Genomic DNA, 14,904 nt, shown 5'->3' with positions numbered 1-14,904 from the left:
GACATGACCCAGGGGTGCCGCGGCAGGCGCAACACGTACTCCACTCTGCAGCGAGCCGCTGGACCTCTTGATCGAGACGTCCAGATGGACCGTGTTGTCTCCTGGTGCGGGGTGATCAACGGCCCGCGAGTTGTCCCTCAGGTTGCAGAGGGCCAAGGCCGCCTACCTGGCAGGCCAACCGGCCCGCAGGGGCGCGGTTTAGTCAGATCGGGGTGCTCCCGGGCGGCGGGTCGACGTCCAGCCTCCACGGGGCTGCGATGTCCCCTGTGGTGTCCCATCCGTAGCGCTCGAGTTGTTCGGCCTCCTTGGTACGCCCGAGCTCCTCGAGACTGACGATGGCCAGGTGCGCGGCCAGTTCACTTCCCGCTGCGACAGCCCGTGAGCACCACGAAAACGCCTCCTTCCAGCGGCCGGTGTCCGCCAGGCGCTGGGCTGCCCAGTACAAGGCATGGGCTTCCCCCTGCGCGGCCGCTTCCCCGGCCATCGCCAGTGCCTTGTCCAGTTCGCCTTCCGCTGCCAGCCGTCTGGCCTCGGCCATCGGCAGGGCTTCCGTGCGTGCGGCGGCGCCTGCCGCCCATGCGGACAGCTCACCGTAGGGACGTGCCCGCCCTGGCGCGTCGCCGGTCGGCATTCGGTCGGCGGCGTCTAGGGCTTCGGCGGACTGTGCCGGGGAGGCGGGACGGTTGCGGGCCACGTGGGCGTTCGCCAGCGCTTCCCGGATGGGTGCGAAGTCTGCGGTGTGGCCAGCCTGTTCGGCTCGCTTGATCCAGTCACGGGCGTCGTCGAAGCGCCCGGCGTCGATCAGCGATTCGACCGCTGCCTCGTATCCGTGGCTGTCGCCGGCTGCGATGGCTCGTTCGCACCAGATGAGGGCATCCGCCAGGCGTCCGTGGTCGGCCAGTACCTCGGACGCGGCAAGGAAACAGCTGGTGTCTCCTGCCGCCGCCGCGCGCTCGAACCAGTTGAGAGCTGCGTCGATCCGGCCCGCCTCGGCCATGACGGCGCCGGTCCACCGCATGGCCTGTACCGGGGCGAGGCCCTCAAGTTGGTGAAACCAGTGCGGAACCTCATCCAGCCGTCCGGCGCGCATCAGTTCTTCGGCGGCCGACCGGGCGGCCGCGTTGTCTCCCAGCATGTGGGCCCGCTCCAGCCAGGGCATGGCTTCGTCGAGGCGGTCCGTGTCGATGAGCTGGCGGGCGATCTTCCGGTGTTCGCCTGCTTTCGCCCACAGCCGGCAGGCGGTCTGCGTCAGTGACCGGGAGGCTGCCGCCGAGGCGAGGTTGCGTGCGGCGTCGTCCGCGCAGTGCCGCACGGCGGCCTGCCAGAACAGGGCAGGCACCGGCGCAGCGCGGCGGGCGAGCCTGAAGTGGTCGACGAGGAAGTCGGCCAGCCGGTAGGCCGGGCCGGCTGCCGGCACGAGGGGTCCGGCTGCGCCGCGGGGGCGCTTTTGGCGGTGCAGCGGACCGTGCACTCCCTTGACCGGCGCGGTCAGTTGCGCCAGTGCCTGTTCGCACCAGTTGTCCGGGAGCAGTTCCCATTCGGTGTCCGTGAGGTAGGCCTCAGCCGCCGCTGCAAGGAACGCGAGGGGCAGGCTGGGCGGGTGGCCCAGGAGGCGGGCGTCGATCGCGGCATCCAGCAGGGCCCTGGGGCCGGCGGTTGCTTCGTTGTAGAGGGCCACCAGCTCGAACCCGGCGGCCAGGTACTGGGTGATCAGACCGTCCCGGGCGCTGTGGGCGGCCGCCGCCAGGCGCGGGTCGGGTGACTGCCTGCTTTCCTCGATCTCGGCCGCGGTGAAGGCGGTGGGTACCTGCAGGTCGCGCCCGGCCAGCAGGATCCGGGCCTGCCCGAACGGATCCCGCTCCCTTGGGGGCACGGCCAGCCGTCCTTGGCCCTCTGCCGCGATCACACCGGGATGCGGGGTTCTGCGCAGGTCATCGAAATACCCGGGGCCCGGCCAGATGGTGCCCAGCACCAGGACCGGTGCCCGGGATGTGTCCTCCAGCAGCGTCCGCAGCCCGGCAGCGATCGCCTCGCCGTGCTCGGGGTGCAGCAGATAGTGGTGCGCCTCATTCAGCCACACCACCGTCCGCGGGCCGACGCGCGCCAGGTGGGCCAGGCAGGCCCGGGGCCGGTCGGGATCGTAGGGATGCCACAGGCGCCAGTCGTCCGGCAGCTGCCACAGGGCCTCGAAGCAGGCCCGCGTCTTTCCCGACGACGACGTCCCCACCAGCAGCACCAGCCGGCTCTCCCCCTGCACCGCCCGCGCGAGAAGGCCGCGCAGTTCGAGGTCGTGCCCGCGTTCCACATAGGCCGGCAATCCCTCGCTGCCGCGCACCGCGATCGCAGGATGAACCTCCAAGTGGTACGGGTCGAGGTCCCTGACCGGGCGGCCGAGCGGCTCGACCAGCTGGGCCTGCGTCCACAGCGCAGCCGCCTGACGGCCCGCCTCTCCAGCCTCGCCACCCGCCATGCCCACCAGCGTGCGCAGGACCGCCACGACATCCGCCTGCTTCGCGGGCAGGGCCGGCTCGCCGATGATGCGGTGGATCGTGTCCCTAGAAGGGCAGGCAGCCAGCGCATCGTCCGCCCCGATCACCTGGGCCATCACGTCCAAAGTGGGCGCACCCGCCGCGACGTACGCCTCGTAGACCACGTCCTTCAGCACGCGCAAAGGCCCCGGCGGCACAACCGGACGGGCAATCAGCCTCTTCCCCGCGACAGGCCTGCCCTCCTCCCGCCCCGGCCGGTCGCGTTTCATCGCACCATGGTGCCCGCGCGTCCTGGCCCGTGTCCCTGAACTGCGCCCAACCCGCCCCCCGTTTGACAAGCCATCGCAACTCGTCCAGGACCGCCGACACGCCCGCATGGTGGACACACGCCGGGCCCGGCTACCTCTACCCGACACACAGTCAGGACACCACCATGCCCCGCACCCGCACCCGCACCCGCACGCTCCACACCACCCACCGCCAGCACCCGGACCTGCCCGGCATCGCGCTCGGCGCCATCATCACCGGCCTCGTCCGCTACCTCCTCGACCACCTCCACGCGCTCCTGTAAGCACCCGCCCAACACCCCCGCAACTGCAGACACCAACACCGAACCACAGCCCCGACCACAGGACCGCACACCCACCGACCACAGGACCGCACCACCGACCGGTGTCGGCGTATGGCGAAGGTGCCCACGCGCCCACAGGTACGGGCACGCCGGCAGTCTCAGCGGCTGCCGGCCAGCCAGCGCTGCGACCAGTCCCAGACATCGTTCCAGGGCTCAAGGCGTGGCCGCGGCCCTGATTTCCGATGAATAGTCTTGTGCAGCCGTGCAGTTCAGCCCATGGGGCCCGCGTGACCTTGGCGAACCCGGCGCGTCGGCCGCGGGATGTGAGCCGCGGGCTTGCGGTGATCGTCGACTCCACGAGCACGTTGACGTTCCTGTAGTTCGTCTAGCCACTGGGGTGGCCTGGCGCCGCCGTTCGCCCCCTGCAGACGCAGCAACTGCCCGCCGCGCCCGACATCGGTAGCCTCCTCAAGGGCCTTGGCGGCTGCGGCTGCGTAGAGGGCCTGGCTCTGGGAGGAGTTGGGCACCTTGCGGCATATCAGTCAGGGATGAGCCCTCCCCTACCGATCACAGCCGTGATAGGGCCGACCACGATCAGGACTGCTCTGGGCCGTTCCCGACCGTGTGAACGACCAACCGAACTGGCTCTAACGACCGATCCATGCACTCCCTCCGATCGCTCCACCGACCATCGACACAGCGGTGAGCAGCGCGACCGGCGGCCTCAACGGACGCTGGAGCGTCACGCGGAGGCTCCCCACGCACAGTTCAAAGTACGGGCGTTCAGCCACCGGAGCCCCGTCCCCCGACGGAGAGTTCTTCGGCATTGGCCCCCCAATCTCATTGGCTGTCTCCGTTGGCGTTTTCGGCCCTCTACCTCGACACCTTTATGAAATCAACGAAAAGCACACGAAAGGGTGATCGGGTGGCGGTCGAAAGTGGACGCTTCGTGCCATGAGCCCCCTGAACTGCCCGATCCGGGCGGGACGTTCGCGCCGTCTGGCATGGTCAGTCGTGCGCGCAGCCTGCCAACGCACCCCCACACCAGCGCAGCGGCCCGCAACCACCCTCCCGCCGTCCTCCTGCCTGCGTACCAGGGCCAGGCAGGTGGAGGTCGTGGCGGTAGGTGTCGTGGGTGGTCAACCCATTGCTGTCACTGGAAGCGGCGACGGGCTGGATGGGGTGGCTGTGGGGTGGTGGATGGCCGTGAGGTAGCCGTCACCGGCTATCCGGATGGGGCCACGCAGGTGTGGGATCTGGCTACAGGCGAGCCTGTGGGTCCACGCTTCACCGGCCACGAGGGCAGGGTGGTTGCGGTCGCAGTCGGCGCGAGCGGCGGCCGACCGATTGCCGTTTCTGGGGATACTGAGGGGGAGATGCGGGTGTGGGATCTGCACTCGGGCCAGCAGTTCGGGCCGGAGATGGTGTTCCCGGCACCGGTCCACGCAGTAGCGGTCACCCCGGACGGCCGACTGGTGGTGGGTTCGGCTGGGAGGTGGCGGTGCTGGTGGGTTGCTGACCGGGGGCCAGCCCGACATGCCCTGGATGTCTGCCGGTTGAGGCTGGCGGCTGGGGCGTGCCGAATTCGCGGTTCAGGGGCGGCGGTGGGGCCGGGTGTGCCAGCGGTGGGTGGTCCATGCCCGCCGGCGGTGGCAGCCCAGAGGATGAGTCGGGTCGTAGGCCGGCCGCTCGGGCAACAGCGCAGCGAACTGCTCCCACAGCGGTTCGGCCAGCCATGACGGCAGGACGGGCACGGGTCTCCTCGATGATCACACAGCGTCGCAACTCCATGATCACCGAGACCGCCACACCGATCCTCCTAACCGGGGGTCCCCAACGCCCCAATCGGCGCGGGTTCTTAACCTCGCGCTTTCACGAAGTGACCTGTCCGACTGCTGATCGCGTAAGCAGAGAGCGCCTCTGACCAGTGAGAATGAGGACTGTTGAGGTCCTTGTCCCCGTACCGGTGAGAGGGACTTCCCAGGTGAAGAGGCGTATCGGTTCCTACCCGCTTCTCCTCGTGGAGGGTGGCGGCCCTGGGATGGTCGGTGAGGCCGGGGCTGTGCTGTTGGTGGAGACCATCCGCAAGTCAGGGCTGGATCAGGCGATATCGTAGGCCCTGGCACCGTGGTGCAAGCTGCGGGCGGTGCACGATCACGGCAAGATTCCTGCTGGATGTGGTGCTAGCGATGCCCTGCGGAGCCCATGGTCGCGGGTAGGCGGACGCTCCTCCATCCGGTGGTGATGCCGGTGCACTGCCGTACTGTCCACGTCATGCAATCTGTGATCGAGATGCTGAGCGACCGGCTCCGTGACCGCGACCCTGCGGTGCGGCTGAACAGTGCCCGCCAGCTGGGCGAAACAGTCGAGCGGTTCGGCAACGCGTGCCTGCCGGCCCTCCTGGCCAGCCTGGATGCCGCTGCCGCCGAACCGCCGCCGCGTAAGGCGGCTTCACTTCATCACGCCTTGAACCGTGCCTGGCGCACGGCAGTGCGCAGGACACCGGATTCTGCCGCTTCCTGGTACGGCGCCATGGTGGACATGCTGTGCGGATACAACCTCAATGATCCCGGGGAATCCGCCTCTTTCGCACGGCTGATTGCGACGATGCTCAACGACCCGGAACGCGGCTCTTACGCTCCCTTGCTGCGCCCACATCTCACCGGGATCGTCGACCTGCTGGGCACCCTGGCCACCGCGACGGACGCCCGGCCCGAAACAGACGACAGCGCACGTGAGCGAACCCGGCACACAGACGCCCTCGTCCGTGTGGCGGTCAACCATGCCGGTCGGGATGAGGAGTCACTTGCCTCGATCATCGACATGCTGCCCCAACTGGTGTCCACTGCCACCGACCTGGACCACTTCGTCCGTCTCGCTGAACTTCACCACCCACGGCCACCGGTGGTTCTGGCGCGCCTGATCGACACCGCCGTGGTGAGGGGGAACATACAGGACCGCTCCGCCTCCACCTTTGGAGAACTACTGCTGAGGAAAAGCTGCGTCAGCCTCGGCGACCTCTGCGAGCAAGTGCGGCCCCGGGCGACGCACTGGTCCGATGCCCAACTGGACATGTTTGTACGGGACTCACTGCTCGAGTTCGAGGACGGTGGGCTGGACCTGATCGGAACGTTGCGTCGCGCTCCGGCCCGGCGGCTGATCCCCCAGATGCTGGTCGACTTGGCCCGGACGACGCCGACGATGACCGAACTGGCCAGGGCTCTGACCGAGAGCCACCGCCCCCCGGCCCGAACGACCGCACCGGCAGACAGCGGTGTCCCTTTCCGCGACCTCAATTTCAAGTTGGCCGTCATCAATGAGTTGATGTATGAGCAGGACGTGCTGTCACCCGCCTTCGACGTGAGAGCCTTCGCCCAAAGCTGGCCCGAACGGGAGATCCTCGATCCCAGCGGGGAGGACGGACCCATTCCCGAAGTGCTGCGGTACTTCGCCGAACTACCGCTCACCGCAGAAGAGCTGCAACATGTCACCACCCTGTGGGTGGCACCGTCCGACCGGATCTACCACCAGCTCGACCCGTGGTGGGGCGGTGAGGAGGACTGGTTCAACATCCACTCCTTCGAGGATGTCGCCCACCTGCCCAACCTGCGCACGCTGAAAATCGACTACATGATCAACGAAGATGTGGATCTGACCCCCCTCCACGGGCGAGAAGTCAACATCCACATCGAAGACTGACCTCGCGCTGTCGCAAGGCAACCTGTCCGAGGCCTGATCAAATAAGCGAGAGTGCTCCTGACCTGCGACGGTAGGGGTCGTCGCAGGTCCTGCCGGTCGCGAGCACTTTCCAGGTGAAGAAGCGCTTCGAGTCGTACCGACCTGTCGGCGTCGAGGGCAACGGTCGGACCGTGGTGTCCCAGGCCGGGGCCGTGCTGCTGTTTGAGACCATCCGCCGGACCGGACTGGATAAGGCGCTATCAGAGGTGCTGTTGCCGTGGCGCAAGCACCGTGCGGTGCACGATCCTGGCAAGATCCTGCTGGATGTGGCGCTCACGGTCGCGCTGGGCGGGGACTGTCTGGCCGACGTTGCGATGCTTCGGGCAGAGCCGGGCGTATTCCGCCCATTGGCCTCCGACCCGACCGTCTCCCGCCTAATCGATACATTGGCCGGCACCGGGCCGCGTGCGCTTTCGGCGATCCGGCGTGCACGGGCCGAAACCCGCGACCGTGTCTGGCGGTTGGCCCGCAAAGCGGCCCCGGACGCGGGCGACAACGTGATCGTGGACGTCGACCACGTGCTGGTCCTGGCCCACTCCGAGAAGCAGGACGCCACCGCGACCTGGAAGGAGACCTTCGGCATCATCCGCTGTTCGGGTTCGTCGACCACGGCCGCGAGGGCACAGGTGAGCCGGTCGCTTGCCTGCTGCGACCGGGTAACGCGGGCAGCAACACCGCCGCCGACCACATCGAAACCACCCGCCTGAGGAGATCATCCCCGTTGGCCCGGACACACCCCAGCCCAGACCCGCTCAAAGGTCCATACCGGAGATTGAGAAACGGCACTGAAGAAGGAGCGCAGTGAGGTGTGCAGGCGGCGGGCTTGGTCGCCGCAGAGTGGTTCCAGGACGTCTTCGATGTGCTTCTTGGTGATCTCGCGGGGGTCGGTGAGCCCGTCGGCGGTCCATGCTTCGAGGGTGTCCAGGATGGCGGCCACGTAGTTCTCGACCGTTTGGGGCTGCGGGCTCGGCTGGTGGTGCTGCCCTGGCCGAGGAGTACGTCGATGAAGGTGTGCACCGCTGTGGAGAAGGCGGGTGGCTGATGGCGGTGGCGTGGTGCCGGGCGCGTGCGATGCACGGGTCGCTGGGCGATTGGGCGACGAGCGGGAGGCGTAGGCGTAGGTAGTTGATGACTCGGGCGCCTTGGATGTCGGCTCTCGTGGAGGCCAGGGCCCGGATGTCGCTCTCGTGGACGGGAAGGTCGGCACCGAGGTGTCCCGTGATGATGCGCAGGGTTCTGATGCTGCCGCGGAAGAAGTCGGTGTTCCAGCCGCGGCCGCGCATGGATGCGGTGAAGTCGGCGACCAGGCTGTCTGCCGTCGGGGGGGGTGGGCTGCCTGGTGGTGTCCAGGCGGGTCCAGTCCCGGGGCGGGGCAGGGAAGAGTTCCAGCTGGGCGGGGTCAAGGAGGTGCTCGGACAGTCGGCGTGCGGAGGTAGCGCGGGCGCAGGCTTGGCGGCGTTTGAGGGCGAAGCGGCCTTGGAGCGCTGCGCTGCCGGAGATGAGGCGTCCGACGGCCAGTGCGGCAGCGTGCGGGCGGGCGAACCACAGCTGGTCACCGTCCTTCATCGCGATCCGGGCGGTGTCGACCTCGGTCTCGGCGACGACGATCCGGCACCTGCGGCACATCCCGCCGCTGAGCTTGCCGTTTAAGGTCCGCCGTCGAACGGGGCTCGAACTTGTTCGGTGTTTCCCCAGTTCACCAGATGTGTGAGGGGTCGCGGGCCGATCCTGTGCTGAGTGACAACGCAGCACGGAGGCCGGGATCGTGGGACTGGTCGAGAATGAGGTTCAACGAGACGCGTTCACGGTGGTGGCGGAGTTCCGGTCGGAGTTATACGCGTGCCTGACCGCGCGGAGCGACGCCCTGTTCGAGCTGTGCGCACGCTCAGCTCCGCCTCGCCCGCCCGCTCACGCGGGATCTGCGCCGGCCGTGGGAGCGGCCGGCGGAACCGAACAGACTCACCCCTGCCCGGGTCCGTCGCGGGTTCAGGAACATGCGTGCAAAGACCGGCACCCCAGCCGGTGCACCGACACCGACCCGCCCCGGACCCGGCAGGCCGCCCGGGTCGAAGAACCGACAGCCCGCCACCCGGTACGACGTCGGACGCGTCCTCGCCGCTGGCGAGTTCTATACGCGACCCGCACACCACAAGGTCGGCGCCAAACCCCGACGCAGCTCAGAACCGAGTGCAGCAGCGTGAATCTCCGGGCCGGCAGCATGGAGATCGTGCGACGATTCGTCGGCCAGCTGAGCCGCGAGGAGGGATGAAGGACGATGGAGTACATCAACCTGGACGCACAGGTCGGCAACCTGTCAGGCGTCATATCCCCGGCTCGATACCTGGACCATCTGCCCTCGCTGGCTGACGATCTGCCGGTCGGGGCCCGGGGCTTCGCGACTGCCCCAGAACACTACGACTTCTCCAGCAAGCGGTGTGTGAAGGACCTGGAGGTCCAGCACATCCGCGGTCTCGGAGCTGATGACCAGCAGATGGAGATCGAGTTCAGGCACAACTGCTGGAAGCACGACGAAGACCTTGTCATCAGCTACACAGGGGTCTCCAGCTTCGATGGCGGAAGCATCGGGGACAACGACTGGTCGACCGTCGGGACAGTAATCCTCGACGAGGTTCTGCCCCACCAGAACGGTTGCAGTCACGAGATCGCGTTCTGGAACGGCTCATTCACCATCGTCTGCCGTGATCTCGTCGCGACCTGGACCGAGGCTGACTGCCCCGACAACTCATAGACCAACAAGTCCTCCTCACGCACAGGCAACCCGCTCGCCGAGGTTAAACGGCAAGCTGAGCTTGTCCTACCTTCCAAGCTTGGGTCCGAGCTGGAAGCTCCTATAGATCGTCAAGCGGTCTGTAGGAGTTGGTTCTGTGGGATGTTCGTGCTGGTCAGATACTTGTAGACGTCGCGCGCGATGAAGCGTTTGAGGCAGCGGAAGATGTCCTTCTTTGACATGCCTTCGGCCGTGCGCCGCGCGACGTAGAGCCGTGTGCGAGGGTCGTAGCGCATCCGCACGAGGGCGATCGTGTGGAGTGCATGATTGGCCTGGCGGTCTCCTCCGCGGTTGAGGCGGTGCCGGTTGGTCCGCCCCGAGCTGGCGGAGATCGGTGATGCTCCGCAGAGGTGGGCGAAGGAGGCTTCGGACTTCAGCCGGTCGGGATTGTCGCCGGCCGTGATCAGGAGCTGGGCGGCCGTCTCGGTGCCGATACCGACCAACTCGACCAGACCGGGGGCGGCCTGCGCGACCAGGGGTTCGAGCTCGGCATCGGCCTCGACTATCTCCTCGGTGAGGTGCTGATACCGACGGGCAAGACGCCGCAGCGCGGTCCGGACCGCGCAGGTCGGGTCGGCGAGGTCGATGCCGGGGCGGGAGCGGGCAAGCTGCGCGATCAGCTGGTAGGTGGGCAAACCGCGCAGGCGTTCACGTACTTCGGCGGGGGCGGAGACGATGAGGGTGCGGATCTGGTTGATCGTCTGGGTGCGGGACTTGATGGCCGAGCGGCGGACCACGCGTAGGGACCGGATGGCCTCGACGATGCCGTCGCGGGTCTTCGGCCGGCCGCTCGCGCGGCCGGACAGGACGGCGGTCGCGGCTGCGTAGGCATCGACGGGGTCGGACTTGCCGTTGGCCCGCCGGGCCTTGCGATCGGGCCGGTCCACGTCCACGACGGTGACCTCGTTCGCCCGCAGGAACCTGGCCAGTTCGGAGCCGTAGGCGCCGGTCCCTTCGACGCCGACGGCCAGGACCTCTCCGTGCGTACGCAGCCACTCCAGCAAGCGGCGGTATCCGTCGGGGGTGGTGGGGAATGCCGCTGTGGCGAGGTGGCGGCCGATGGAGTCGATCACTGCGGCCTGGTGGAAGTCGGTGTGGGTGTCCACGCCGCCGACCACCGAGATCTGGTCTGACATGCTGGGTCCTGCTGTCCTTCCGTGCGATGCGCGAGGGATCGCACGGGCCGGCCGGGCGGCTGGACAAGACTGTGGTGGGACCTTTGGCCGGGCTCCTATGAGGTCACAGATGCCCGACCGGCCGCGTGCATGACGGCACCGCCCGGCTGGCCGACGGTTCCAGAAAAGGACAGCCGAGGCGTCAGTCATTCGGTGGGTCAGGCGCCGAGCGGTGCCATGATCAATCCTCACAGAAGCTCCTATAGAAGCCGTATCTCAACCGATCATGGAACGTGCAGGTCGAACAGGTTTCTCGCCGGGGTGATCTTCTGGCGGTCGGCGCATGAAGGCAGGGCCCCTTGGTAGCTCGGAGGTGCGAACCGAACCGAGCAGTACCAGGAGGCCCTGTTGTCGCAGTTGTACGCGCTTACGCCCGCTGTTCTCAACTTCGGCTCCCGATCGTGTGATTGCCTCGCGCACGTGTACGGGAATGCGGCCGATCATCCGGACCGGGTCCGCCGCTATCCGTCGGACATGACGGACGCGGAGTGGGCGGCCATCCGGCCGTTGCTGCCGGTGCCGGCCTGGCTTCAGGGGCGGGGCGGACAGCCCGAGGGCTACTGCCACCGTCAGATGTTGGACGCGGTCCGGTATCTGGTCGCGGGCGGGATCTCCTGGCGAGCGATGCCCGCAGACTTCCCCGATTGGGGCCGTGTTTACGCCTTCTTCCGCCGCTGGCGCGAGCACGGGCTGACCACCGAGTTCCATGACCGGCTACGCGGTCGGGTGCGTGAGCGCGAGGGCCGTGAGGCCGAGCCCACGGCCGGAATCATCGACGCGCAGTCGGTACGGGCCGCCGCGACGGTGCCGGCCGCCTCACGCGGCTACGACGGCGGGAAGAAGGTGCCGGGCCGCAAGCGGCACATCGTGACCGACTGCCTCGGCCTGCTCCTGGTCGTCGCGGTCACCGCCGCGAACATCGGCGACCGGGACGCCGCCGCGGGACTGCTGACCCGGCTGCGCCGCCTGCACCGCGACATCACCCTCGTCTGGGCCGACGGCGGCTACACCGGCGACCTCGTCGACTGGTGCCGGCAGAAACTCGCCCTCACCCTGCAGATCGTCAAGCGCACCGACGACATGAAGGGATTCGTGGTGCTGCCCAGGCGCTGGGTGGCAGAGCGCACATTCGCATGGCTGATGAACTCCCGCCGCCTGGCGAGGGATTACGAAACTCTGCCCGCTACCAGCGAAGCGACGATCCGATGGTCGATGATCACGCGGATGGGCCGGCGTCTGGCAAGGCCACGGACCGCCGGACAGCGCTGAACGTCCCTGACGACTCCTGCACCAGCCACCCGCGCTCCGCCAGACGCCTGGCCTTCGAGCGCAGCCACTCGACCTTCGCCGGCGTTGTCTCCAAGCCCAGCTCCACCGCGATCTCCCTGGCCTTCAGAGGCCCTCTGCCCGCTGATCGCCCCTCCCCCAGCACACCCAGAAGCCGCTGATAGTCCGGCGCCAGCACCGTCACCGGCAACCCGTCCCGCCAGGGCGGCACCGTCGAGCCCGGCACAGGAGAGGACACGTGTTCCCGCTCCGCCCCGGCCCCGGTCACGGCAGTGGACTCAGCCGCAGAGACAGCCAGGGCCTCGACCAGCTCCTCCCGCGCGATCACCCGCCGGTCCAGCTCGATCTCCGCGGCCTCCAACACCCCAGCCAGCCGCGCGACTTCCTCCCGCAGCCCTTCCACCCGGAACCGGGCAGCCGCCTCCCGCTCCTCCAACATTCCCAGCACCGACGCCACCGCGCACCCCTCGACCATCAAGCGGACACAAGACGCCGCATGCTTCCCTCACTCCGAGCGAACCCATGCCTGACCAGCAGGAATCACACGATCCAGTTCGGTTGAGATACGGCTTCTCAATCAGCCTGGGTCCAGGAAGGCGTCACAGTCCCGTACTCGAACAGTCCGGCAGTGCTCCAAGAAGCCGCGCCGGTGCCGCTACCAACGAATTAGGGTCCAGGCAGGCCAGGCCGATCTCGTCAAACCGGTGGATCACATCCCGGGCGGTGTCCTTTCGGCCTGGACCAGCTGGGCGATCACCGGCACCCGGTTCCCGCCGGCCGAGCCAGCAGCATCATCGCGCGCCGGTAGCGCACCGAGTTGGTGCTGCCGCGGCGCACGATCTGTTGCAGCTTCTGCTGCTCAACACCCGCGGACCGTACGACATCTCCGACAATGACACGGCGCGCAATAGTGCGGAACCGTCGTGGCAACTGTCTCGCGACCGACCCGCTACTCACACCAGGGTGACGTGCATGCCACCCTCGGCCAAGACCTCGAGGACCTCGGCGAAGAGGTCGTAGGGCTCGCCGTCCGGTGTCAGAGTGTGGGACAGGTGTGCGTGTGCGGTCGCGGCGTTCCGCCAGATCAGGGTTGCGGGTGCGGTGTAGCCGAAGGTCCCGCCTAGGCAGTCGTCAAGGGCTGCGAGGCAGCCGCCGAAGTAGCCACCCGGCCCGTTCACGGCCTCGCCGAGCGCCAGGTAGAGGCCCGGTTCGTCGGTGATGTGCTGACCGTCCAGTTCATAGGCGTGACCAGGCGACGGGTCACGGTGGGTGCGTCGGCAGGCCCGCTCCCGGACGAGGTCGAGCCATGCCCAGCGGCGCCGGGTGTCGAGGTCGGCCCAGGCACCCTGGTTGTCCGGTGGACCAGCGAGCCATCGCTCCCAGATGGACTGCACGTATTGCGGAACGGGCGTGAAGAACGCTCCGTCGAGCTCCAGGTCGATCAGATCCGTCCCGTAGGAGGATGGGCGCCAGGCGCTGACTCTGCCCCACAACAGGCGTTCGGTGAGCGGCTCGCCCTGGTCGTCCCGTATCTCCAGAGCGGCTTGCTCCAGGTCCAGCGCCCGCCGGGTGCCCTTCAACAGTGCCGCCCGCAGCTGATCTCCCTGGGCAAGCCCCCGCAAGACGAGCGGGGGCGCCGACTGTTTGAGCGGCAGGATGCGGGTGAATTCCCGGCAGGAGCCCAGCCAGCGGCGCCCGTCGTGCACCCGAACGCGCCCCCTGTGTCCCTCAGGTGGACCTTCGTAGTCGTCCAGACCAGTCAGTACGAGACTGTCTGTCCCAAGGACCTGGCCCAGGCTCTCCGCGTCCTGCAACAGCCAATGTTCGAGTGGATCGTCATCCGGCACCAGCCACACTCGGTTGGCGACCCAGCCGCTCACTTCTGCTTGTGGAACCCAGCCGAACAGCTCATAGGTCCCGCGCTGGGGTTCACCGAACAGCCCTTCCACCTCGGCACAAACGCCCCAGGCCTGCCCGTGTTCCGTCTCAGACAGCGTGTACCGCGTTCGCCTGCGATGGTCCTTGTCCTCGTGCACGGTCAGATCATGCCGGGACCAAGTCCCAACGGCGAAAGCATTTCTTCCTCCGGCCGCGATGACTGAAGGCCGTGCGGTCATTGGCCACCCGCATACAAGGGTGCGTGAAGGGCGGGGCGCCCTCCAGGAGCTCGTACAAGATCAATCTCAGCGGCGCTTTGCTGCCGCGCCGCTACACGTTCATCTGGCCGCGCCGATGCGGTGGTCGGTGCACCGGACACTCCTGCAAGCGACCGACGGCCGCAGGGACTCCCCACCGGAGATCAGCCTTTGGCCACAACTCCGGTGCTTCCTGGCGAAGCCCCAGGGACCCCGCTGCCCCGGCACAGGTCTGGGGTGATCATGCGGCGCCCCTGTGTGAGAGCCTGCCGTGCATGCCGACCTTCGACCTGTACGCCGACGACCCGGGCGCCTCGCACTGGGAGGTGCCCGCCTTCGGCGCGGCCCGGTTCAGCTGGGAGTACGACGACGGCCGCGAACGGCTGCTCGCCCTCTACCAGAAAGGCAAGGACAAGCAGTGGGACGGGGCCAAGCGCATCGACTGGGACCTGGAGGTCGATCCGTGCGACGCGCTCGGGACGCCGGACGAGGCCATGTCCGTGTACGACAGCCGGTACTGGGCGAAGATGTCCGAGCGCGACCGGGCCGAGCTGCGCCGACACCACGCCTCCTGGCAGTTCAGCCAGTTCCTGCACGGGGAGCAGGGCGCCATGGTGTGCGCGGCGCGGATCGTGGAGTCGGCGCCGGACATGGACGCGAAGTTCTTCTCCGCCACCCAGACCATGGACGAGGCCCGGCACGCCGAGATCTACGGCCGCTT

Annotated in this window: 10 protein-coding genes and 5 pseudogenes; 8 read left to right on the top strand and 7 right to left on the bottom strand. The window is 68.0% G+C overall.

Annotation, left to right across the window (positions count from 1 at the left end):
- Nucleotides 1-202: 202 nt before the first annotated feature.
- Nucleotides 203-2,665, bottom strand: a complete 2,463-nt coding sequence (locus tag ACZ562_RS35560; protein WP_471188138.1) for a tetratricopeptide repeat protein — start codon at nt 2,663-2,665, stop codon at nt 203-205.
- Nucleotides 2,666-2,922: 257 nt separating this feature from the next.
- On the opposite strand from ACZ562_RS35560, the gene ACZ562_RS35555 reads away from it, so the two are divergent.
- A complete protein-coding gene (locus ACZ562_RS35555; RefSeq protein ID WP_471188135.1) occupies nt 2,923-3,060 on the top strand; it encodes a hypothetical protein in 138 nt (45 codons plus the stop codon).
- A 1,640-nt stretch (nt 3,061-4,700) separates the two neighbouring features.
- Here the strand turns inward: ACZ562_RS35555 and ACZ562_RS35550 are convergent.
- Nucleotides 4,701-4,814 (bottom strand): annotated as a pseudogene (locus ACZ562_RS35550) (IS5/IS1182 family transposase); the annotation flags it as partial.
- Between the two features lie 230 nt (nt 4,815-5,044).
- Between ACZ562_RS35550 and ACZ562_RS35545 the strand changes: the two are divergent.
- The 3 genes and pseudogenes from ACZ562_RS35545 to ACZ562_RS35535 all read left to right on the top strand — a co-directional run.
- Nucleotides 5,045-5,261 (top strand): annotated as a pseudogene (locus tag ACZ562_RS35545) (IS1380 family transposase); the annotation flags it as partial.
- Nucleotides 5,262-5,334: 73 nt separating this feature from the next.
- On the top strand, nt 5,335-6,759 hold the full coding sequence (locus tag ACZ562_RS35540) for a DUF6892 domain-containing protein (protein ID WP_471188132.1): 1,425 nt from the start codon (nt 5,335-5,337) through the stop codon (nt 6,757-6,759).
- 113 nt (nt 6,760-6,872) lie between these two features.
- A pseudogene (locus tag ACZ562_RS35535) lies at nt 6,873-7,504 on the top strand (transposase); the annotation flags it as partial.
- 6 nt (nt 7,505-7,510) lie between these two features.
- Here ACZ562_RS35535 and ACZ562_RS35530 read toward each other — a convergent pair.
- Nucleotides 7,511-7,735 (bottom strand): hypothetical protein, encoded by a 225-nt coding sequence (locus ACZ562_RS35530; protein ID WP_471188270.1) that lies wholly within the window; start codon nt 7,733-7,735, stop codon nt 7,511-7,513.
- Nucleotides 7,736-8,675: 940 nt separating this feature from the next.
- On the opposite strand from ACZ562_RS35530, the pseudogene ACZ562_RS35525 reads away from it, so the two are divergent.
- Nucleotides 8,676-8,999, top strand: a pseudogene (locus tag ACZ562_RS35525) (NF041680 family putative transposase); the annotation flags it as partial.
- 74 nt (nt 9,000-9,073) lie between these two features.
- The gene (locus ACZ562_RS35520) at nt 9,074-9,547 is read left to right on the top strand and encodes a hypothetical protein (RefSeq protein WP_471188130.1); all 474 of its coding nucleotides are present in this window, start codon (nt 9,074-9,076) and stop codon (nt 9,545-9,547) included.
- Between the two features lie 110 nt (nt 9,548-9,657).
- Here the strand turns inward: ACZ562_RS35520 and ACZ562_RS35515 are convergent, their stop codons facing one another.
- Nucleotides 9,658-10,722 (bottom strand): IS110 family RNA-guided transposase, encoded by a 1,065-nt coding sequence (locus ACZ562_RS35515; RefSeq protein WP_471188127.1) that lies wholly within the window; start codon nt 10,720-10,722, stop codon nt 9,658-9,660.
- A 459-nt stretch (nt 10,723-11,181) separates the two neighbouring features.
- Here ACZ562_RS35515 and ACZ562_RS35510 point away from each other — a divergent pair, with 459 nt between their 5' ends.
- The gene (locus ACZ562_RS35510; RefSeq protein ID WP_471188124.1) at nt 11,182-12,030 is read left to right on the top strand and encodes an IS5 family transposase; all 849 of its coding nucleotides are present in this window, start codon (nt 11,182-11,184) and stop codon (nt 12,028-12,030) included.
- Here the strand turns inward: ACZ562_RS35510 and ACZ562_RS35505 are convergent.
- From ACZ562_RS35505 to ACZ562_RS35495, 3 genes and pseudogenes are all read right to left on the bottom strand, one after another.
- Nucleotides 11,978-12,523, bottom strand: coding sequence for a hypothetical protein (locus ACZ562_RS35505; protein ID WP_471188262.1), 546 nt, complete (start codon nt 12,521-12,523; stop codon nt 11,978-11,980). The two genes, ACZ562_RS35510 and ACZ562_RS35505, sit on opposite strands and share 53 nt — an antisense overlap.
- A gap of 193 nt (nt 12,524-12,716) precedes the next feature.
- Nucleotides 12,717-12,942 (bottom strand): annotated as a pseudogene (locus ACZ562_RS35500) (helix-turn-helix domain-containing protein); the annotation flags it as partial.
- A gap of 59 nt (nt 12,943-13,001) precedes the next feature.
- The gene (locus tag ACZ562_RS35495) at nt 13,002-14,084 is read right to left on the bottom strand and encodes a barstar family protein (protein WP_471188121.1); all 1,083 of its coding nucleotides are present in this window, start codon (nt 14,082-14,084) and stop codon (nt 13,002-13,004) included.
- Nucleotides 14,085-14,458: 374 nt separating this feature from the next.
- Here ACZ562_RS35495 and ACZ562_RS35490 point away from each other — a divergent pair.
- The coding region (locus ACZ562_RS35490) for a ferritin-like domain-containing protein (RefSeq protein ID WP_471188119.1) at nt 14,459-14,904 on the top strand (446 nt) is incomplete at its 3' end.

The organism is Streptomyces sp. NPDC040410, assembly GCF_055595715.1.
Note: the sequence above shows the minus strand (reverse complement) of the source record. Positions and strands in the feature narration are given on the sequence as shown.